Origin of the sequence: Pelagovum sp. HNIBRBA483, assembly GCF_040931995.1 — a bacterium.
Lineage (GTDB): Bacteria > Pseudomonadota > Alphaproteobacteria > Rhodobacterales > Rhodobacteraceae > JAEPMR01.
Genome location: NZ_CP162412.1, coordinates 1,493,572 through 1,514,045, shown reverse-complemented (window position 1 = coordinate 1,514,045; position 20,474 = coordinate 1,493,572). Strand labels below are relative to the sequence as shown.

The following is a 20,474-nucleotide window of genomic DNA, read 5'->3' as shown; positions in this document are numbered from 1 at the left end:
ACATCCAAGATTCGAGCTTTAGGAGCATGATATGTCTCTGCACCGTACCATTAACGCCGTCACCGATCGCATCCGCGAACGCAGCGAAGCGACCCGCGCAGCTTATCTCGAACGTATGAAAGCCGCCGCTGCGGAAGGTCCGCGCCGCGCGCATCTTAGCTGTGGCAACCAAGCCCACGCCTATGCTGCAATGGGCGATGACAAGAGCACGCTCGCAGAAGGCCGCGCACCGAATATCGGCATCATCACCGCATATAACGATATGCTGTCGGCGCATCAGCCCTATGAGACATATCCCGCCCTGATCCGTGAAGCCGCCCGCGCAACCGGTGGGACAGCACAGGTTGCAGGCGGCGTGCCCGCCATGTGCGATGGCGTGACCCAAGGACAAACGGGCATGGAATTGTCGCTGTTCTCGCGCGACGTCATCGCGATGGCGGCTGGCATAGGCCTCTCGCACAACACATTCGACTCCGCTCTTTATCTCGGCGTTTGTGATAAGATTGTCCCGGGCCTCGTTATGGCTGCCGCGACCTTTGGATATATACCCTCCGTCTTCGTTCCCGCAGGGCCAATGACCAGCGGCATTCCCAACGATCAAAAAGCCAAGGTCCGCCAGCAATTTGCGGTCGGCGAGGTTGGTCGCGATACGTTGATGGAGGCGGAGATGGCCTCCTACCACGGGCCGGGGACATGTACATTCTACGGCACTGCCAACACCAACCAAATGTTGATGGAGTTTATGGGGCTCCACTTGCCGGGTGCAAGCTTTATCACCCCGAACACGCCTTTGCGCGAGGCGCTCACCACCGCAGCAACTGAACGCGCGCTGGCCATAACCGCGCTGGGGAATGATTATCGCCCCGTCTACGACATCCTCGACGAACGCACCTTCGTAAACGGAATGGTCGGTCTGATGGCAACGGGGGGATCGACGAACCTTGTGCTGCATCTCCCAGCTATGGCGCGTGCGGCCGGTATTGCCCTCGATCTTCAGGATTTCTCCGATCTTTCGGCTGTCACCCCTTTGATGGCAAAGGTTTATCCGAACGGACTTGCTGACGTGAACCACTTCCACGCCGCCGGAGGCTTGGGCTACATGATCGGTCAGCTGCTTGATGCGGGTCTTCTCCACCCCGACACGAAGACCGTTGCAGGTGACGGCCTTGCGCTCTACACCCAAGAGCCGAAGTTCACCGATGGCAAAGTCACCTATGTCGCCGGCCCGACAGACAGCCTGAACGACAAGATTCTGCGCCCCGCATCTGACCCTTTCCAGAAACAAGGCGGCCTCGTCCAGCTCAGCGGCAATCTCGGGCGCGGCGTCATCAAGGTTTCTGCAGTGGCTCCGGAGCGCCACATCATCAAGGCACCCGCCCGCATCTTCCCTGATCAGGAAGCGGTCAAGGACGCCTTCCGCGCAAACGAAATCACCGAAGACACTATCATCGTGGTGCGTTTTCAGGGCCCAAAATCCAACGGAATGCCTGAGCTGCATTCCCTGACGCCGACGCTCGCTGTGCTTCAAGATCGCGGACTGAAAGTTGCATTGGTTACAGATGGGCGCATGTCTGGCGCCTCAGGCAAAGTTCCCGCAGCGATCCATGTTTCGCCAGAGGCCGCTGATAATGGCCCGCTTGCCTATCTCCGCGATGGTGACGTCATCGAACTGGATGCAACAACCGGAACTCTGCAAGTATGCGACGTCGATCTGTCGACCCGTACACCAGCAGTCGCCGATTTGACAGGCAATGGAAACGGCGTCGGTCGCGAACTGTTTGAGATGTTCCGTCAAACCGTCGGACAATCTTCCAACGGCGCTGCGGTCGTCGTCTAATCAAACGAAAAGGAGCTGGTGATGACACCAGAACACGCTTCAGAGCTCAATCGGAAAATTTGCCTACTGGCGCCCGTTATCCCTGTCTTGGTCATTGATTCCGCCGCGACGGCAGAGGCACTCGCCGCTGCTCTCGTGCGTGGCGGCCTTCCTGCGCTCGAAGTCACCCTGCGCACACCAGCCGCGCTGGATGTCATCCGCGAGATGACCAAGGTTGAAGGCGGGGTCGTTGGGGCCGGCACACTTCTGACCACCAAAGACGTAGAAAACGCAAAAGCCGCCGGTGCCAAATTCGGCGTCGCTCCCGGCGCGACCGACCGCCTCCTTGATGCCTGCGAAGCAAATGACCTGCCTCTTCTCCCCGGCAGCGCGACCGCAACCGAAGCCATGCGTCTTTTGGAGCGCGGCTACACGGTACAAAAGTTCTTTCCCGCTGAAACGAACGGCGGCGCGCCTGCACTGAAATCCACCGGGGCCCCTATTCCGCAGGTCAGCTTCTGCCCCACTGGCGGGGTCAGTCCAAGGAATGCAAGTGATTACCTGTCCCTGTCCAATGTGCTTTGCGTCGGAGGTAGCTGGGTCGCCCCGAAAGACCTTATCGCGGCAGAAGATTGGAAAGGCATCGAAACGCTCGCAAGTGCAGCGGCCACACTAGCGCGTTAACCGTCTGGACTGATCCTCCGCGCCCGCCCACCGCGGCGGCGCGGAGCCGCAATCTCATCCAAAGCAGCGCGCAGCGTCTCCGTCATTGGATGATCTGGAAAATCAGAACCATATTTCCCCAGCAGCCGCCGCACATGCTCTTTCGGGTCTTCGCCAGCAGGGACACCCAAAGCCCAATCGAGGAAAATTGACCGGCATTCCGACGCACCGATCCCCTCGATGCGATAGGCTTCCCGGATTAACCCTCTGAGATCCGATGGGTCTCGTACCATAATCATCCGCCTTCTGTTCGCCCTAGTTCTACAACAGCCGGTTGACCACCTGCTCCGCCGCCGCGCTGATCTCGTCCATCGCCTTTGAGAGTGCGTTGATCGTATCATGATCGGTTTCCCTCAAGATAAAGCGGCGGCCGCCTTCGCCAAGTTCTTCAGGATCAAGTCGCCCTCCGGTCAGGAGTCGCGCCGAGGCCTGCAAGCGCCAGAAAAGCCCCAGCGCTGCCTCCAACGCTGCTGCATCTGCGGCATCAAACCAGCCAGAGGCGACACCTGCCGCGATCTGATCCGAAACCGTTTGCGCAGGACTTCCGGCGCGCAATGCTGCCGTCTGCGCAATCAACTCGGCATCTTGCAGCCGGCCTGGCCCGACCTTGGCATCCCAACCACCCTCAGCAGGCTTGGCCTCAGCGATCCGTCGGCGCATCTCAGCCACATCTGACAAGATCTCTGCCCTGCCCGACTTTGCCTTGATCACCTCTTGCCGGATCCGCTCAACTTCGGCCATGAGCGCGACCGCTCCCGCGATCGGGCGGGCGCGTGTCAATGCAAGGTGCTCCCATGTCCAGGCTTCGTGCATTTGATAATTCTCGAAGCTGGCCAACGCCGTCGCGACCGGCCCTTGGCGGCCCGATGGTCGCAGGCGCATATCGACTTCGTAAAGCTTCCCTTCCGCCATCGGGGCGGTCAGCGCGGTTACCAAAGCTTGCGTCAGTCGCGCATAATAGGTCCGTACCGCCAGCGGGCGCCGTCCGTCTGAGCTCTCAGCTCCGTCCGGATCATAAATCATGATCAGGTCGAGATCGGACGCAGCATTCAATCTGCGCACCCCTAAAGACCCCATACCAACAACGATAGCACCCCTCCCTGGCGGTTTCCCGTGTTTCCGGCTGAACTCAGCTACAACTTCGGTCCACACCCCAGACACAACGGCCTCGGCCAAATCAGCATATTGCTGCCCTGCTTCCTCCGCGTCTATCAACCCTCGCAAATGATGGACGCCGACCCTGAAATGCCATTCCTTCAGCCAGCGGCGCGCAGCGTTCAACTTAAGTTCATAATCGTCAGCGAGGGTCATGACCTCCGCCAGCGATGTCGTTAGTCCAGCCATCGAAGGCCACTCCGCAAAAAATGACCCGCCGATAACCGCGTCAAAAACCCCTGCATTTCGAGAAAGGTAGCGCGCAAGCGCAGGTGCAGTGCCGCATATATCGACGACCATTTGCGTCAATTGCGGATTGGCCTCAAACAGTGAAAACAACTGCACGCCAGCAGGTAAGCCAGAAAGAAACGCATCAAATTGCTGAAGCGCTTCGTCGGGTTTTGCAGCTTCTTTCAAACGCGACATGATTTCTGGCCGCAACCGCTTGAATATCTCACCAGCCCGTGCTGACCTCAGCGCAGGATAAGACGGCCATCGCGCAGTTATATCGGTGCCGAAATCATCAACAGGCTCGGCTTGCCCCTGCCCGGGCGCAAAGAACCCTTCAGTCAGTTCGTGAACTTCTTCAAACCGCTCCTCAAGGTCGTCCAAAAATCCGTTGAGGTCGCGGCCGCAAAACGCAGCAAGTCGTGCCAACCCCTCATCTGTGGTGGGCATGGTTTGCGTCTGTTGATCGCCGATCATCTGCAATCGGTGCTCAAGTTCGCGGTGCGCTGCATAGTGTTTATAAAGCGCGTTCGCGGTGTCCTCTGGAACCCACCCAGCCTCTGCCAGACGCGCAAGTCCGGTCTTGGTATCGCGCACACGCAGGCTCGGATCACGGCCACCTGCAATTAATTGACGGGTCTGGGTGAAGAACTCGATCTCGCGAATGCCACCACGCCCCAATTTCACATTATGACCGGTAAGCTTGAGCGGTCCGTGCAGCCCCTTGTGATCCCTAATGCGCAGGCGCATATCATGCGCATCCTGAATGGCGGCAAAATCCAAATGCTTGCGCCATACAAACGGCCGGAGCGTCTCCAAGAACCGCTCCCCGGCCGCAATGTCACCAGCGCAGGAACGGGCTTTGATATAGGCGGCGCGTTCCCATGTTCGCCCGACGCTTTCATAATAAGATTCAGCCGCCCCCATTGAGAGGCAAACCGGCGTTACCGAAGCATCCGGCCGGAGGCGCAGATCGGTACGGAACACATAGCCATCAGCGGTCTGGTCCGAAAGCAGCCCCGTCATCTTGCGCGTGATACGAATGAAAGAGGCACGCGCGTCGTGATAGCTGTCCTCGTCAAAGCGGCTCTCATCAAACAAGATGATCAAATCAATGTCGGAACTGTAGTTGAGCTCCCCTGCCCCCATCTTGCCCATGGCAAGCGTAACGAGCCCGCCTGCGACCGCTGCGTCCTTTTCAACAAGACCAGGAATTTTTCCCCTTCGAATGTCCGCGGCCACCAACGATTTCAAAATCACATCAACTGCAGCATCCGCAAAATCGCTCAGCGCGCGTGTTACTTCTTCGAGCGTCCAAACCCCTCCCAAATCGGCCAAGGCGGTCAAAAGTGCCACACGCCGCTTTGCCACTCTGAGCCCCGTCGACAATGCATCAGGCGAAAGCTCCGCCACCTCTTTTAAAATGCTGGCCAGGGCCGCTTCCGGAGCATCGATATGGCTCGCCAACCAATCCCGCTCTTTAGCAAGCAAACCCGCCAAAAAAGGGCTGCACCCCGCCGCGCCTGACACCAGATCCCTCATATTCTTATCAAAATCGGTAAACAAAGCCGCGCACTCAGCACCGCGTTCTGCATCAAAACTGTATGGAGCCCGTCTGATCCGGTCAGAGAAAGTCATTCTGTCGTCTTCCTAAATGAACAGGTCTTTGCGTTCTTCAAACTTTGCACGCCCGGCCGGCATTAGGAACAGCAGAATTTATCGACGGGGCGAACCAATAGCCGTTTAGAAAAATCGAGTCCGCTAAAGACATTGCAGGTTGCCAACTCGTAATGTAAAAAATCTTAACATACCCCCTTGAATGCCGGATATGAATTCCGATATTGGTCATGTGAAAGGTATTCACATTATAGAAAGGGAGTTTACAATGACTGACGCGGCCACAAATTTTCATTCAAGTAGAGAGCGCCACAGGCCGGGGCCATTTTCGCAAGCCGAGGCATGGCTCGACGCCCGCGGTAAATATGCATGGATAGGTGCGACCATCCTTGGCTTGATCATATTCTGGCCCATTGGCCTCGCTCTCCTTGCTTACATGATTTGGAGCAAACGCATGTTCAATACACACAGCCAAAGAACACGGTGTGCCCGCAGCCATTTCTCATCAGCGATGAGGTCGTCGGGAAATTCGGCCTTTGATTCCTACAAAGCCGACACACTGCGCCGGCTCGAAGAAGAGCAAAAAAGCTTTGAAGAGTTCATGGAACGCTTGAGAGAGGCTAAAGACAAACGCGAGTTTGATCAATTCATGGCGGAGCGAAAAACGCCGGCTTCAAATACAACTGAAGAAGTCTGATCAGTGGGGCGCCCTGAGGGGCGCCACACGATCAACCAAGGTAGAGAACATGACCATGACCGCGCAAGAACACTTCTCCGGTCTGCCAGACCCGTTTACCGAGCCACAGTTCTACGAACGTGTGCGAACGAAGCGCCTGCTGGCCTGGATTGTCGACAGCATCCTGATCGCGGTTTTAAGCGCAATGATCGTTCCGTTCACCGCGTTCACAGGATTGTTTTTCTTCCCGTTTCTAATGCTTGTCACTGGTTTTCTGTATCGCTGGTGGACGCTGGCGGCCTCGTCCTCTACATGGGGCATGCGCATCTTTGCAATTGAACTGCGCTCTCAGGATGGATCACGGTTCGACAACCAGACCGCACTCTTGCACACCGCAGGCTACACGGTTTCGGTCCTCGTTTCACCGCTTCAACTGGTATCCGCTCTATTGATGCTGATCTCAACGCGCAAACAAGGCCTGACCGACCACATACTCGGGACGGCGATGATCCGGAAACCGCTCTAATCACAGGGGGATTAGCGCGCATCGGGCGCCAATCCCGATTTGAAGCTTGCCAAACAGTGCGTGAATGCTAACCTTTTTCGGGTTAACCACGTTACTGCCTTCATGCGTCATACACTTCCCATCGCGCCCCAGTTTTATGTGACGGCTCCCCAGCCCTGCCCCTATCTCGAAGGGCGCATGGAAAGAAAGCTGTTTACCGCACTGCAAGGAGATAGCGCCGACCAGCTCAATGATACGCTATCCCAGCAAGGATTTAGGCGTTCGCAAAATGTGCTTTATCGGCCTTCTTGCCCCGATTGCTCGGCGTGCCTTTCAGCACGCATTCGCGTTGCGGATTTTACCCCGAGCAAGAGCCAAAAGCGCATTCTGAAAAAGAACAAGGATCTCAGACGGCAGAGCCGCTCTCCTTGGGCGACAGAAGAGCAATACGACCTCTTCCGGCGTTACCTCGATGACCGACATGCTGAAGGCGGCATGGCGGACATGGATCTTTTTGAGTTCGCCGCAATGATAGAAGAGACCCCGATCCGTTCGCGCGTCATTGAATATGCGAAGACCACTGATGATGGTGACGAAGAACTTGCAGCGGTTTGCTTGACAGACATACTCGAAGACGGACTTTCGCTTGTCTATTCCTTCTTCGACCCAAACCTCGCCAAGAATAGCCTTGGTAGCTACATCATCCTGGATCACATCGCCTTGGCAGCTGAGATTGGCCTGCCCTATGTGTACCTTGGGTACTGGGTCCCGGGCAGCAGCAAGATGAATTACAAGGCCAAGTTCAAGGCAGTGGAAGTGTATTTTGGCAGTGCATGGCAGCCGCTTGGTGATCCTGAAGCTTATCACAGAAGCGTACACCCCCTGAACGTGGACCCCATCGCTGAACAAGTTGCCAAGATCTCTTTGCCTGGCGCGCAACCAGCGCGACGTTAAATCGCAACCTCAGAAAGAAAATTCCAAAAAAAGCTCACTTCACGACATTTTCTCCAAAAGTCGTGTTGACGCTCCTCGCTGCACATGCATAAGGTTTCGCGACAAACTGAAGGCTTTCGGGGATGACAGACGTACTCCTAGTAGTGGGAAAATGGCGCATGGGCCGGTAACGGTATTCCATTCGGAACCCCATGCGCCCTCGGACAACCGCCGAGGGCTTTTTTGTTAGTAAAGACGACGTCAAGATAAGGAAAAGAGCGATGACACGTCAGATGACCGGAGCGAAAATGGTAGTTCAAGCCCTGAAAGATCAGGGTGTGGACACGGTATTCGGATACCCCGGCGGTGCTGTCCTACCTATCTACGACGAGATCTTTCAGCAAAATGACATCAAGCATGTATTGGTGCGCCATGAACAAGGCGCCATTCACGCGGCAGAAGGTTATGCCCGCTCGACCGGCAAGCCGGGCGTTGCTTTGGTTACTTCCGGTCCGGGGGCGACGAATGCAGTCACAGGCCTGACGGATGCGCTCCTCGACTCGATCCCGATCATCGTTCTTACTGGTCAGGTTCCCACGTTCATGATCGGCTCGGATGCGTTCCAAGAGGCCGATACCGTTGGCATCACCCGCCCTTGCACAAAGCATAACTGGCTCGTGAAAGAAACTGATTACCTCCCCAAGGTCATTCATGAAGCGTTCCATGTGGCCACGTCGGGGCGGCCGGGTCCTGTTCTTGTTGACATCCCCAAGGACGTTCAGTTCGCAACTGGCACCTACACCGAAAAGACCAAAACCAAGAGCCATTACCAACCACAACTGAAGGGCGATATCGACGCCATCACCGAGCTGGCCAAGGCAATGGAAAAGGCGAAGCGCCCAATATTCTACACGGGTGGCGGCGTCATCAATTCCGGTGATGCAGCGAGCCAACTGCTGCGCGAACTCGTTGACGCAACAGGCTTCCCGATCACGTCCACCCTGATGGGCTTGGGTGCTTACCCCGCCTCTGGTGAGAAATGGCTCGGCATGCTGGGCATGCATGGGCTTTATGAAGCCAATATGGCGATGCATGACTGCGATCTGATGATCAACATCGGGGCGCGATTTGACGACCGTATCACCGGCCTGATTTCTGAATTCTCGCCGAAATCCAAGAAAGCGCATATCGACATCGACGCATCGTCGATCAACAAGGTCATCCATGTGGACATCCCGATCCTCGGCGACGTCGCTCATGTGCTCGAAGACTTGTTAAAGGTCTGGAAATCGCGCGGGCGCGTCACCGACAAAGAAAACCTCGCGAAATGGTGGGCGAAAATCAACGAGTGGAAGGCAGTCGAGTGCCTGAACTATCGCAACTCGGACACGGTCATTAAGCCGCAATATGCGCTGCAACGGCTAGAAGCACTGACCAAAGGACACGACCGTTACATCACCACAGAGGTGGGTCAGCACCAGATGTGGGCGGCTCAATATCTTGGCTTTGAAGACCCGAACCGCTGGATGACCTCCGGCGGCCTCGGGACGATGGGCTACGGCTTCCCCGCGTCCATCGGTGTGCAACTGGCCCATCCCGACGCATTGGTGATCAACGTCGCCGGCGAAGCGTCTTGGCTCATGAATATGCAAGAGTTGGGCACCGCTGTGCAGTACCGCCTGCCGGTGAAACAGTTCATCCTTAACAACGAGCGTTTGGGCATGGTACGTCAGTGGCAGCAACTGCTGCACGGCGAGCGCTATTCGCAATCATGGTCGGAGGCTCTGCCCGATTTCACCAAACTGGCGGAAGCATTCGGAGCGAAGGGTATCCTGTGCAAAGATCCCAAAGACCTCGATGACGCGATCATGGAAATGTTGGACTATGACGGTCCGGTTCTTTTCGACTGCCTCGTCGAAAAACATGAAAATTGCTTCCCGATGATCCCATCAGGCAAGCCGCATAATGAAATGCTGTTGGGCGATGCGTCCACAGAAGGCGCTATTCAGGCTGGAGGCGCGGTGTTGGTCTAACCCGCGCGCCCTTCCTCCAAAGAGTTGACTAGATAAGGCAGATAAGATGTCCGCACTCCGTATCAAAAAAGGCTCCACGAGCCATTCAGCCTATAATCTTCGCCCCAATTTTAGCGAAGAAGTAGAGCGCCATACACTCGCGGTCCTGGTCGAAAACGAGCCCGGCGTGCTCGCGCGTGTCATTGGCCTCTTTTCTGGGCGTGGCTACAACATCGAAAGCCTGACCGTTGCCGAGGTGGATCACGCAGGCCACCTCAGCCGCATCACAATCGTGACCACCGGAACACCGCAAGTGATCGCGCAAATTCATGCGCAACTCGGCCGTATTGTTCCTGTGCACGATGTTCACGATCTCACCGCAGAAGGCCCAGCAGTCGAGCGTGAGCTTGCCTTGCTGAAAGTTGCCGGCACCGGCGACGCGCGTATTGAAGCCCTCAGGCTTGCAGAAATTTTCCGCGCAAATGTTGTCGATTCGACGCTTGAGAGCTTCGTATTCGAAATCACCGGCCCCTCAGACAAAATCGACGCATTCGCGGAACTCATGCGGCCACTTGGCCTCGTTGAGACAGCCCGCACCGGCGTCGCGGCCCTTTCGCGGGGCACTGAATAAGCCAAACGACAGGTCGCGGTAATGAAAGTGCAGGTCGCGACTGGAATATAGAACGCGCACCCTCCGTGATAGTTGAGAGAGACTCAATTTCCGGAGGCTTCGATGGCAAAAGATATTCCTGATAGCGATCTGTCAGCGGTTCGCCGCAGCGTTGATACCGCGCAAGGACTGCCAAACGCATATTACGTCGACCCGACCGTTTGGGAGGAGGAGAAAAAGGCTGTTCTCTTTGCCTCTTGGGCCGGCCTCGCCGTCGCCGCCGATGTGCCTGAAAATGGCGATGCGAAGCCGATCGAATTCCTGGGCATGCCACTTCTGCTCGTGCGCGACCGCAGCGGCGAAGTTCGCGTCTTTCAAAACATTTGCCGCCACCGCGGTATGATCCTTGTTCAGGAGCCACGAAAGATCGAAGGCGCCATCCGCTGCCCCTACCACTCGTGGTGCTATAGCACGGATGGTCGTCTCGTCTCGACGCCCCATGTTGGAGGACCGGGTCAGAATAAACACGAAGCAATCGTCAAAGAAGATCTGGGCCTGATTGAGGTGCGCAGTCATATCTGGCGAGATGTCGTTTTCATCAATGTCGATGGCAGTGCCGCACCATTTGAAGAGGTCCATGCCGATCTCATCGCCCGCTGGTCCGAACATGAACAACCACTCTACCACGGCGGCGCAGACAGCTTCTTCCACCTTGATGTTCAAACGAATTGGAAGCTCGCGGTCGAAAACTACTGCGAAAGCTATCACCTTCCTTGGGTACATCCCGGTTTGAACAGCTATTCCCGCCTTGAAGACCACTATCATATCGAGGCGAAAGGTCAGTATTCCGGTCAAGGCACGCTTGTTTACCGCCAGTTACGCGGCGTGAACGAAGAAGTGTTCCCTGATTTCCCGAACCTTTCTGAGAAATGGGATGAAGGCGCAGAATATGTCGCTGTGTATCCCAACGTGCTTCTCGGCGTTCAGCGCGATCACGCATTCGCAATCATCCTTGAGCCCAAAGCGCAGGACAGAACCGTAGAACATATCCACCTCTACTATTCGCAACCGAACACTGACGAAGGCATGCGCGCCAAGAACGCAGCCCTTTGGAAAACCGTTTTCGAAGAGGATGTTTTTGTCGTTGAGGGAATGCAGAAAGGCCGCCTTGCGCCGCATTTCGATGGCGGGCGCTTCAGCCCTGCGATGGATGGGCCGACGCATTGTTTCCATGACTGGGTCGCAGGCAAGTTTGAGGAGCACCGGCAATCCGTATGAGTGATCTCGACGAACGCCTGCTGGACGCGCATGTGCGCGACGATCGGCATGCCTTGGTCGAATTATATGCCGAGGCAGGACGCACAGCTAATTCCGTTGATGCGTCCTGCTTCTACTTGACCCATGCCTACATCTTCGGCTTGGAAATGAACCATCCGCTGACGCCCAAACTGCACGCGGAACTGCGCCAGCACGACAGGATCTAGCGATCGCGCCCTTGCGTCCGACGCGCCAGTCCAGCACTCTCGCTCCAACCAAACGGAGCGAGTCATGACCCCCCGCAAAATCATTATCGACACCGATCCCGGACAGGACGATGCCGTAGCCATTCTCCTTGCGCTCGCATGCCCAGAGGAGATTGACGTTCTCGGCGTAACAGCCGTGGCAGGAAATGTACCTCTCGCGCTCACTCAGAAAAATGCGCGGATTATTTGCGAGCTCGCCGGAAAGCCTGAAACGCGCGTTTTTGCGGGTTGCGAGGCACCGATGATGCAACCGCTTGTGACGGCAGAGCATGTCCACGGTAAAACCGGGTTGGACGGACCAAAACTCGATGACCCCGTGATGCCTTTACAGCAACAGCATGCTGTTGACTTCATTATCGACACATTACGCAATGAACAGTCAGGCACGGTAACACTCTGCCCCCTCGGGCCGCTGACAAATATCGCAATGGCCTTCCGCAAGGCACCGGACATCGTTCCGCGCGTGCAAGAAATCGTCTTGATGGGTGGCGCCTATTTCGAGGTAGGCAATATTACGCCAGCAGCCGAATTTAACATCTATGTCGATCCGGAAGCCGCGGCAGTAGTTTTCGCATGCGGCCGCCCGATTACCGTTATGCCGCTCGACGTTACGCATAAGGCGCTGACAACGCGTGCCCGCATCGATCGCTTCCGTTCACTTGGGACCAAGGCTGGCGACATGGTTGCAGCGTGGACCGATTTTTTTGAACGTTTCGATATGGAGAAATATGGCTCCGAAGGCGCTCCGCTGCATGACCCCTGCGTCATCGCCTACCTGCTCCGGCCCGAGTTATTCTCAGGCAGAAATATCAACGTCGAGATTGAAACCAATTCGCCTTTGACGCGGGGAATGACGGTTGCAGATTGGTGGCGCGTTACCGGCAAACCCGAAAATGCGCTGTTCATAGGGGATCTGGACGCAGATGGATTTTATGATCTCCTCGTTGAAAGGATAGGACGGCTTTGAGCACAGCAATCAGCCTAGCCACGACTGCGGATATCGACGCCCTACTCCCGCTCCTGCAACGTCATGACGAAGAGCGCCGGAATTCCACTGATAACGTGCAGCTCGCAGAATCCGTCCAGCCGCTCTTGGAAGGTCAACCGCATGGGGCAATCTGGCTCATCGGCCCGCGCCGCTCGCCGCTTGGCTATGTGCTCGTGACCTTTGGCTGGAGCCGTTCGCTCGGCGGCCGCGAAGCGTGGCTTGACGAGATTTTCATTCGCCCCTCGGTGCGCAATCGCGGCATTGCCAAGGAGGTAACCAATGCGATTGCCGTCAGCCTCACGAAGGCAGGGCTGAAAGCATTTCATGCGCGGGTCAATATCCAAGACGTCCGAGCGCGCCGGTTTTGCGAAAAGCTTGGCTGGAAAATTGAGGATCAGACCCGCATTCTTTCCGATTTGCTCTAGAAAACGCTGCGCATGACCCCATTTCTGCTTTATGACATTGCCCCTTCCATTCGATACAAGCTATGCCCGCCTGCCGGAGCAGATGTTTGCCTTCGTCGCGCCGACGCCGGTTTCGAAACCGGCTTTTATCCAGTTTAACGACGCATTGGCAGAGCGCCTCGGGCTCGATAAAGAAACACTCCAAAGCCCCGATGGCTTGGTGCTCCTTTCGGGCAATCAGGTCGATGGAACCCATCCGCCATTGGCCCAAGCCTATGCCGGCCACCAGTTTGGCAATTGGAACCCTCAACTCGGCGACGGGCGCGCTGTGCTTCTGGGTGAAGTCGTCGCGCCGGACGGCCAGCGCTTCGATATGCAGCTCAAGGGCAGCGGCCGCACCCCGTTTTCGCGCTCGGGAGACGGGAGAGCATGGCTCGGGCCGGTACTGCGCGAGTACATCGTCAGCGAAGCGATGCATGCTCTCGGCATTCCCACAACCCGCGCTTTGGCAGCTGTGACGACAGGCGATCCGGTCTATAGGGATGCCATATTGCCCGGGGCCATACTCACGCGCGTCGCGTCCAGCCATATCCGGGTCGGTACATTCCAGTATTTTGCAGCGCGCCAAGACAGAGAAGCCCTTCAAGCACTAACTGACCATGTAACCGCACGCCATTATCCATCGGCAGGCACTGTCGCGGATCTCCTACGCATGATCGTCGAACGCCAAGCCAAGCTGATCGCCAAATGGATCGGTGTGGGATTTGTTCACGGCGTCATGAACACCGACAACATGACCGTGTCGGGTGAGACAATCGATTTTGGCCCTTGCGCTTTTCTCGACGAATACAATGTCGCGAAGGTCTTCTCTTCGATTGATCGTCAAGGCCGCTATGCGTACGGCAATCAACCGCGCATTGCGGTTTGGAACCTCGCCCAATTGGCCACGGCCCTCATACCGCTGGAAGATAATCAGGATGCCGCCGTCGAGGAATTTACGCTGATTATCAATGGCTTTGGCGGCATCTACGATGCAGAACGCCGCAAGATCTTTGCCGCGAAGTTGGGTTTCTCCGCCGCAGACGACGCCACCGAGCGGCTTTCTAATGAGCTTCTCACCTTGATGGCAGACTCCGAAGCCGATTTCACTCAGACATTTGCCGCCCTTTCAACCGACGCAAGCGTTGCCCCATTGGACCGACATGCCAGCTATGAGGATTGGAAGGCCCGTTGGCGCGCCCTTAGACCTGATGAAACCGTAATGCAGGGGACAAATCCGCAGCTCATCCCACGCAATCATCTGCTCGAACAGATTATCCAATCAGGTGTCGCGGGCGATTTCGAACCGTTCAGAAACATGCTCGCTGCTGTAACGGCCCCTTTTTCACAACTGACCGACGCAACCCGCCCCTTCGCCGCTATTCCTCTCCGTGAAGAAAGGGTCACTCAAACGTTCTGCGGCACATAGGTCTTCTTGCGCGGGCGGTTCACCAAGAATATCCCGATCGCGACAAGAACCAGCGCAAAGAGGATGTCCCCCGACAGCGCCTCACCCAAAAGCCCCCCGCCCATGATCACGCTGAAGACCGGCGACAAAAAGCTGAACGATGCCACGCGCGACGCCGGATAGATCGACAGCAACCAAAGCCAGAAAACATAACCCGCCGCCACCACCACAATGATCTGGAACGCCAGCCCTGCCAAATGGATCGGCCCCAAATCGCGGATGAGATCGCCCATGAAGAAGGACAGTAAAAGTAGAAGCGGCCCTGAGACGGCCAGCTGAACCAAGAGCTGCAATTCAGGGCGCACCTTGTTCAACGCAGAGCCTTTCGTCACCAAGGTCAAACCAGCCCAGCCAAAGGCTGCTATCAGCGCAGCAAGATCACCCCAAATGCTCCCGCCGGTTTCGGGGTCGCGCCCGAAAAGCGCCCACGCAACCCCACACAAGGCCACGATCAATCCGATCAGCTTTGCAGGCGTCAGCCGGTCGTCTGCCAGAAAGAAATGCCCCGCCAGCGCAAGCCAGACCGGCATCGAATAAAAGATAATCCCAGACCGCGCCACGGTCGTATAATCCAAGGCAATGAAAAGAAAGAAAAACTCCAGCGCAAAGAATACACCCGTCACCACACCGGGGAGCAGTGTTTCCTTGGGGAAATGCAGGCTCACCCCACGCCAACGGAGCCAGAGCAAGAGGCAGAACAAGGCGCCAAACGAACGGAGGGCCGCAAAGAATACTGGCTGGATGCCGCCATTGGTGACTTTGATAACAACCTGATTGAACGCCAGCAAAATGGCGAATCCAGTCAGCGCTGTTGCACCAAAGAGGTCTATTTCTGTCTTACGGCTCATCGCGGCGACAAGACTGCCGCCACAACCGATTGTCAATCACGTTTGCCGCCGCCGATCATCCATTTCCCGTCCGGCCAAAAAGCGTGAAAGGCGAAGGCGAAGAGAATGTCATGCGCCAGATCGTTTCCTGCGCCATCCTTCACCCTTACATTGCCCACCTCACGCCCCTCGCCAATCGAACGGGTATCCAGAGCCGAGGCTTGGCCCATCTCCCATGTGAGCACGACGCCTTCTTCTCGAATATCCCGCTCTTCCGAGAGCCGCTCGAGCGGCCATGCGCGTTCCCCTACCCGCACGACCCGCGCCAGTGCCGGAATATCATGCGGCGGAACTTCACCATTATAGAGGAACGGTCGCACCGAACTGTCATACCGCACATAAGGGTTCTCGCCATAGTTGCGCAGATGCCCCTCCGGCTGCTGCATCACCAACCCTTCCGGATTACGAGACACGAAAACTTCCCAGCTCTCCATCCAGCTCGGTAGAGATTGCAGCTCCATGCCGGTAAGTTCACCAACGATCCCTTCACCGATGGCCTGCTGCCACCAGCTTTCAGTTTGGTGGTCATACATAATCATATCGGAATTACGCAGCTTGCCTGACACCCCGAAACTCAGAACCCCTGCATCGGTGCGCCGGTCAAAGGTAATTCCGGAATTGCAGAGCGGGCAGAACGTCACCGCAACTGGCACATCGCCAATCGTATCATTGGCGATCTCATGCCACATCAAGTAACGCACCGGATACGCCCTTGGGGCTTGACCCTCCAGTTCGACTGTAATGACAGGTTCGCGCGGCGACAAACTACGCTCCTGCGCGGCAGGGCCAAAGTCTACAGAAAGGAGTGCAGGAATTCCGTCTTTCGGCGGCCCTCCGGAGCGGATTTCAACCCAACTCTGAACAGCACTTCTCGCGAAATCTGTATTTGGCCACTCATGAACCCAGAACCGTGGTTCAGCGGCAGCTACGTTGCCAAACAGAGCAATAGCAAGAAAACCGATTATATAACGCATAAGGCACCCCCCGTGGCGAAGGGTGCCTCACCTGCGTCCACTTTCATATCCACGCTCTCTGAGATGTGAGCGCGCGTGAAAGCTTATTCGGTAACTGTAACCGCCTCCATGACGTCTGGTCTGCCGATAACCGAACCGTTTGACCCGGCGCCGCGCTTGATCGCATCGACGATTTCCATGCCCTCGGTAACCTCACCAACCACTGTATAGCCACCATTCAGATGCGGTGCAGGCGCAAACATGATGAAGAACTGGCTGTTCGCGCTGTTAGGTGACTGCGACCGCGCCATGCCGACGGTCCCACGTTCGTAGGGGAGATCCGAAAACTCGGCCGGCAGATCGTCCAACGCCGATCCTCCGCGCCCCGCCATGGACAGGTCCTGACCGATACGACCGAATTCAACATCGCCGGTCTGGGCCATGAAGCCCTCGATCACACGATGGAACACCACGCCATCATATGCCCCCTCAGAGGCCAGCGTCGTGATCTGTTCAACATGCAAAGGCGCAACATCTTCAAACAAGTCGATCTTGATCACGCCATTGGCCTCACCAGCAACGCGGATTTCCAACCCGGTCGCGAAAGCGGGTGCAGCCGCGAGAAGCAGCGGCGCCAAGAACGCGCTACGCATCGGCGGCAACCTTGACGCTGATCATCCGATCAGGCTCCGCAGGCGGCTCGCCGCGCTTGATATTGTCAACAAATTCCATGCCGGAGATCACGCGGCCATAAACGGTATACTGACCATTTAGGAAGTGATTGTCCTTGAAATTGATGAAGAACTGAGAATTCGCCGAATTGGGGTTCGCGGAACGGGCTGCGCCCAAGGTGCCGCGGTCATGGGGTAGCTTCGAAAACTCTGCCGGAAGATCAGGAAGGTCAGACCCGCCCGTCCCCGCACGGCGCAGGTCAAAACCGCTTTCCATATTCCCATTAGCAACGTCGCCAGACTGGGCCATGAACCCGTCGATCACGCGGTGGAAACACACGTTGTCATATTGCCCGCTACGCGCAAGCTCTTTCATCCGCTCGCAATGATGCGGCGCCACATCTGGCAGAAGTTCGATGACCACTTTGCCATCTTTCAGCTCGATAATAACGGTGTTCTCTGGATCTTTAATTTCGGCCACTGTGCGTTTCCTCCTTGGGAATGAGACCCCTTTCTTAATTTGCGAAACCCGAAATGCAAGCCACGAGATGTTGACCTTACGTCGATAATCCCGCACCTAAGCGTTAATTCACCTACACGGAGCATCACCATGAGCTGGAAGACCCTCGACGACCTCGATCTTAACGGCAAAAGGGTGCTTGTCCGGGTCGATATCAACGTTCCGGTAGAGGATGGCCGCGTAACGGACGCCACCCGGATCGAACGCATCATTCCGACGCTTAAAGACATTCTCGCAAAGGGTGGCACGCCGATCATGCTGGCCCACTTCGGCCGTCCCAAGGGGCAGGTCGTACCCGAGATGAGCCTGCGGGTCACATTGCCAGCGCTTGAAGCCGCGCTCGGCCGCGATGTTACCTTCATCGAACGCCCAAGCCGCGAAATGATCGACGCTCTGCCCCAAGATTCTGTCGTGTTGATAGAGAACACCCGCTTCACCGCGATGGAAGAGCAGAACGATCCGCAAATGGCAGGGTTTCTGGCCTCGCTGGGAGATGTCTTTGTCAATGACGCTTTCTCAGCAGCGCACCGTGCCCATGCATCTACCGAAGGTGTCGCACGCCTCCTTCCAAACTGCGCGGGCCGCTTGATGGCCGAAGAGCTCGCGGCACTCGAAAAGGCCCTCGGCACCCCACAGCGGCCCGTGGTGGCCGTGGTCGGCGGTGCAAAAATTTCAACGAAACTTGATCTTCTGGGCAACCTCGTCGGCAAGGTGGACCATCTGGTAATTGGTGGCGGCATGGCGAACACATTCCTTGCCGCCCAAGGCATCGACGTCGGCAAATCGCTCTGCGAACACGATTTGGCGGAGACAGCGCTTGAGATCCTGAAAAAAGCCAACGCGGCCGGATGCGAGATCATTATCCCGCGCGACGTCGTCGTTGCGCGTGAGTTCAAAGCCAACGCGGACCATGAGGTCGTCGCAGCAACCGCCTGCCCCAGCGACGCGATGATCCTCGACGCAGGGCCAGATACCGTGACCTACATCACGCAAGTCATTGCATCGGCCCGCACGCTCATCTGGAATGGACCGCTCGGCGCGTTCGAACTGACCCCGTTCGATGCCGCCACCAATGCCGCCGCCAAATTTGCCGCCGCGCAATCGGTCAAAGGTGCACTGATCTCCGTCGCAGGTGGAGGCGATACCGTGGCCGCTCTGAACCAAGCCGGTGTCGCGTCAGATTTCACTTACATCTCCACCGCTGGCGGCGCCTTCCTCGAATGGATGGAAGGCAAAACCTTGCCTGGGGTCGCAGCACTCCAAAGCAACTGAAAATGTTGATAAAACAAGCTCCGGTGCGGTGGTTATCGCGCCGGTTGCGCTAACATAGGGGTCGTTGGCGCTAACACATTTGCGCCCTTGCCCTCCTCGTCATATGCGGGACGAAACACCCCCGCGACTCGAGGAGCACGCCATGAAAACCACCCGCACCGTTCAGAAAATTCTCGCTAACTACGAAGGCGAAACACCTGGCGTGAAAGCAAATCTTGCGCGCATGCTAATGAACGGCAAGCTTGGCGGCACCGGCAAAATGATCATCCTCCCCGTCGATCAAGGGTTCGAGCATGGCCCTGCCCGCAGCTTCGCGCCTAACGCAGCAGGCTATGATCCGCATTACCATTACCAATTGGCAATCGACGCAGGGCTGAATGCCTACGCCGCCCCGCTTGGAATGATAGAAGCGGGCGCAGATACCTTCGCAGGCCAAATCCCAACCATTTTGAAAGCGAACTCTGCCAATTCGCTCATGTCGGATACCGCTGGCAAGAACCAAGCCGTGACTGCAAGCGTCGATGACGCGCTGCGCCTCGGCTGTGCCGCCATCGGCTTCACGATCTATCCGGGTTCTGACATGGCCCTCGATATGTTTGAAGAGATTGTCGAGATGCGCAAGGAAGCCGCCGCCAAAGGCGTCGCTACCGTGATCTGGTCCTACCCGCGTGGTGAGGCGATTTCCAATGATGGCGAAACCGCCGTCGATATCGCCGCCTATGCCGCCCAGATCGCCGCCCTTCTCGGCGCACATATCATCAAGATCAAATTGTCGACCGATCACCTTGAACTTGGCGAAGCGAAAAAGGTTTACGAAGCCCAGAACATCGACATCGCCACCCAAGCCGCACGGGTGCGTCATTGCATGGAGTCCTCGTTCGGCGGTCGCCGCATCGTCGTGTTCTCTGGCGGGGCCAAAAAGGGCACAGATAGCGTTTATGACGACGCGCGCGCGATCCGTGACGGCGGCGGCAACGGCTCGATCATCGGACGCAACTCGTTCCAGCGGTCCCGCGAGGACGCACTGGATATGCTCGGCAAACTGGTCGACATCTATCGCGGGCGCGCCTGAAACAAATAGCCTCTATATACGTTTAGGGGATTCACAAGTCCGCGCTAATGTGCGATTCTCTGTCTCATAGGGCACGAAGAGGCCCAGTGAGGCAGAGAGATGAGTGTTTTCGGTAAGAACGGCTTTGGTGCAGCCCTGTATTTTACAGGAGCATTTTGCTTGGGCCTCTATTTCATCTACTCGGCCATTCAGGGTGATTTCGGCGTACTGCGTCATCTTGAGGTCGGCGCAGAGAAGACAGACCTGCAAGACGAGCTATCAAAGCTTCAGTCGGAGGTTGCCGAAATGGAAAACCTCACCTTGCGTCTCTCAGATAAGTATCTGGATCTCGATCTTCTGGATCAGCAAGCGCGTGACGTTTTGGGCCTCATCCGCACGGACGAAATCATCATCCGCTAAGGT

At 56.6% G+C, this 20,474-nt stretch carries 21 protein-coding genes; 15 read left to right on the top strand and 6 right to left on the bottom strand.

Annotated features, from left to right (window positions below):
- Positions 1 to 31: 31 nt before the first annotated feature.
- Positions 32 to 1,837, top strand: coding sequence for a phosphogluconate dehydratase (edd, locus tag AB1E42_RS07490; protein ID WP_368343629.1), 1,806 nt, complete (start codon positions 32 to 34; stop codon positions 1,835 to 1,837).
- Positions 1,838 to 1,858: 21 nt separating this feature from the next.
- On the top strand, positions 1,859 to 2,500 hold the full coding sequence (eda, locus tag AB1E42_RS07485) for a bifunctional 4-hydroxy-2-oxoglutarate aldolase/2-dehydro-3-deoxy-phosphogluconate aldolase (protein ID WP_368343628.1): 642 nt from the start codon (positions 1,859 to 1,861) through the stop codon (positions 2,498 to 2,500).
- Here eda and AB1E42_RS07480 read toward each other — a convergent pair.
- The gene (locus tag AB1E42_RS07480) at positions 2,497 to 2,772 is read right to left on the bottom strand and encodes a hypothetical protein (RefSeq protein ID WP_368343627.1); all 276 of its coding nucleotides are present in this window, start codon (positions 2,770 to 2,772) and stop codon (positions 2,497 to 2,499) included. The two genes, eda and AB1E42_RS07480, sit on opposite strands and share 4 nt — an antisense overlap.
- Before the next feature lie 28 nt (positions 2,773 to 2,800).
- Positions 2,801 to 5,560 (bottom strand): glutamine-synthetase adenylyltransferase, encoded by a 2,760-nt coding sequence (locus AB1E42_RS07475; RefSeq protein WP_368343626.1) that lies wholly within the window; start codon positions 5,558 to 5,560, stop codon positions 2,801 to 2,803.
- A gap of 247 nt (positions 5,561 to 5,807) precedes the next feature.
- On the opposite strand from AB1E42_RS07475, the gene AB1E42_RS07470 reads away from it, so the two are divergent.
- From AB1E42_RS07470 to AB1E42_RS07425, 10 genes are all read left to right on the top strand, one after another.
- On the top strand, positions 5,808 to 6,236 hold the full coding sequence (locus tag AB1E42_RS07470; RefSeq protein ID WP_368343625.1) for a DUF2852 domain-containing protein: 429 nt from the start codon (positions 5,808 to 5,810) through the stop codon (positions 6,234 to 6,236).
- A 49-nt stretch (positions 6,237 to 6,285) separates the two neighbouring features.
- Entirely contained in the window at positions 6,286 to 6,741 is a 456-nt protein-coding gene (locus tag AB1E42_RS07465) for an RDD family protein (protein WP_368343624.1), read from the top strand.
- Between the two features lie 102 nt (positions 6,742 to 6,843).
- Positions 6,844 to 7,674, top strand: coding sequence for an arginyltransferase (locus AB1E42_RS07460; RefSeq protein WP_368346388.1), 831 nt, complete (start codon positions 6,844 to 6,846; stop codon positions 7,672 to 7,674).
- A gap of 260 nt (positions 7,675 to 7,934) precedes the next feature.
- The gene (locus AB1E42_RS07455) at positions 7,935 to 9,686 is read left to right on the top strand and encodes an acetolactate synthase 3 large subunit (RefSeq protein ID WP_368343623.1); all 1,752 of its coding nucleotides are present in this window, start codon (positions 7,935 to 7,937) and stop codon (positions 9,684 to 9,686) included.
- A gap of 46 nt (positions 9,687 to 9,732) precedes the next feature.
- On the top strand, positions 9,733 to 10,296 hold the full coding sequence (gene ilvN, locus AB1E42_RS07450) for an acetolactate synthase small subunit (protein ID WP_368343622.1): 564 nt from the start codon (positions 9,733 to 9,735) through the stop codon (positions 10,294 to 10,296).
- A 102-nt stretch (positions 10,297 to 10,398) separates the two neighbouring features.
- Entirely contained in the window at positions 10,399 to 11,553 is a 1,155-nt protein-coding gene (locus tag AB1E42_RS07445) for an aromatic ring-hydroxylating dioxygenase subunit alpha (RefSeq protein WP_368343621.1), read from the top strand.
- Complete coding sequence (locus tag AB1E42_RS07440; RefSeq protein WP_368343620.1) at positions 11,550 to 11,759, top strand: hypothetical protein; 210 nt, start codon at positions 11,550 to 11,552, stop codon at positions 11,757 to 11,759. Before AB1E42_RS07445 ends, AB1E42_RS07440 begins: the two co-directional genes overlap by 4 nt.
- A 64-nt stretch (positions 11,760 to 11,823) precedes the next feature.
- Positions 11,824 to 12,765: a nucleoside hydrolase gene (locus AB1E42_RS07435; RefSeq protein WP_368343619.1), complete on the top strand. Its 942-nt coding sequence runs from the start codon at positions 11,824 to 11,826 to the stop codon at positions 12,763 to 12,765.
- Positions 12,762 to 13,211 (top strand): GNAT family N-acetyltransferase, encoded by a 450-nt coding sequence (locus AB1E42_RS07430; RefSeq protein WP_368343618.1) that lies wholly within the window; start codon positions 12,762 to 12,764, stop codon positions 13,209 to 13,211. Before AB1E42_RS07435 ends, AB1E42_RS07430 begins: the two co-directional genes overlap by 4 nt.
- Before the next feature lie 31 nt (positions 13,212 to 13,242).
- Positions 13,243 to 14,658, top strand: a complete 1,416-nt coding sequence (locus tag AB1E42_RS07425) for a YdiU family protein (RefSeq protein WP_368343617.1) — start codon at positions 13,243 to 13,245, stop codon at positions 14,656 to 14,658.
- Here the strand turns inward: AB1E42_RS07425 and AB1E42_RS07420 are convergent.
- The 4 genes from AB1E42_RS07420 to AB1E42_RS07405 form a co-directional block, all read right to left on the bottom strand.
- Positions 14,637 to 15,581 carry a DMT family transporter gene (locus AB1E42_RS07420; RefSeq protein WP_368343616.1) on the bottom strand — a complete coding sequence of 315 codons (945 nt, stop codon included), beginning with the start codon at positions 15,579 to 15,581 and terminating at the stop codon, positions 14,637 to 14,639. The two genes, AB1E42_RS07425 and AB1E42_RS07420, sit on opposite strands and share 22 nt — an antisense overlap.
- Complete coding sequence (locus AB1E42_RS07415) at positions 15,578 to 16,558, bottom strand: DUF3179 domain-containing protein (protein WP_368343615.1); 981 nt, start codon at positions 16,556 to 16,558, stop codon at positions 15,578 to 15,580. The genes AB1E42_RS07420 and AB1E42_RS07415 overlap by 4 nt, the downstream gene beginning before the upstream one ends.
- Before the next feature lie 83 nt (positions 16,559 to 16,641).
- Entirely contained in the window at positions 16,642 to 17,190 is a 549-nt protein-coding gene (locus AB1E42_RS07410; protein WP_368343614.1) for a peptidylprolyl isomerase, read from the bottom strand.
- Positions 17,183 to 17,689 carry a peptidylprolyl isomerase gene (locus AB1E42_RS07405; RefSeq protein ID WP_368343613.1) on the bottom strand — a complete coding sequence of 169 codons (507 nt, stop codon included), beginning with the start codon at positions 17,687 to 17,689 and terminating at the stop codon, positions 17,183 to 17,185. The genes AB1E42_RS07410 and AB1E42_RS07405 overlap by 8 nt, the downstream gene beginning before the upstream one ends.
- 129 nt (positions 17,690 to 17,818) lie before the next feature.
- On the opposite strand from AB1E42_RS07405, the gene pgk reads away from it, so the two are divergent.
- The 3 genes from pgk to AB1E42_RS07390 all read left to right on the top strand — a co-directional run bounded on the left by pgk (position 17,819) and on the right by AB1E42_RS07390 (position 20,471).
- Positions 17,819 to 19,000, top strand: coding sequence for a phosphoglycerate kinase (gene pgk, locus AB1E42_RS07400; RefSeq protein ID WP_368343612.1), 1,182 nt, complete (start codon positions 17,819 to 17,821; stop codon positions 18,998 to 19,000).
- Between the two features lie 142 nt (positions 19,001 to 19,142).
- Entirely contained in the window at positions 19,143 to 20,072 is a 930-nt protein-coding gene (locus tag AB1E42_RS07395; RefSeq protein WP_368343611.1) for a class I fructose-bisphosphate aldolase, read from the top strand.
- Between the two features lie 99 nt (positions 20,073 to 20,171).
- Entirely contained in the window at positions 20,172 to 20,471 is a 300-nt protein-coding gene (locus AB1E42_RS07390) for a septum formation initiator family protein (RefSeq protein WP_368343610.1), read from the top strand.
- Positions 20,472 to 20,474: the final 3 nt, after the last annotated feature.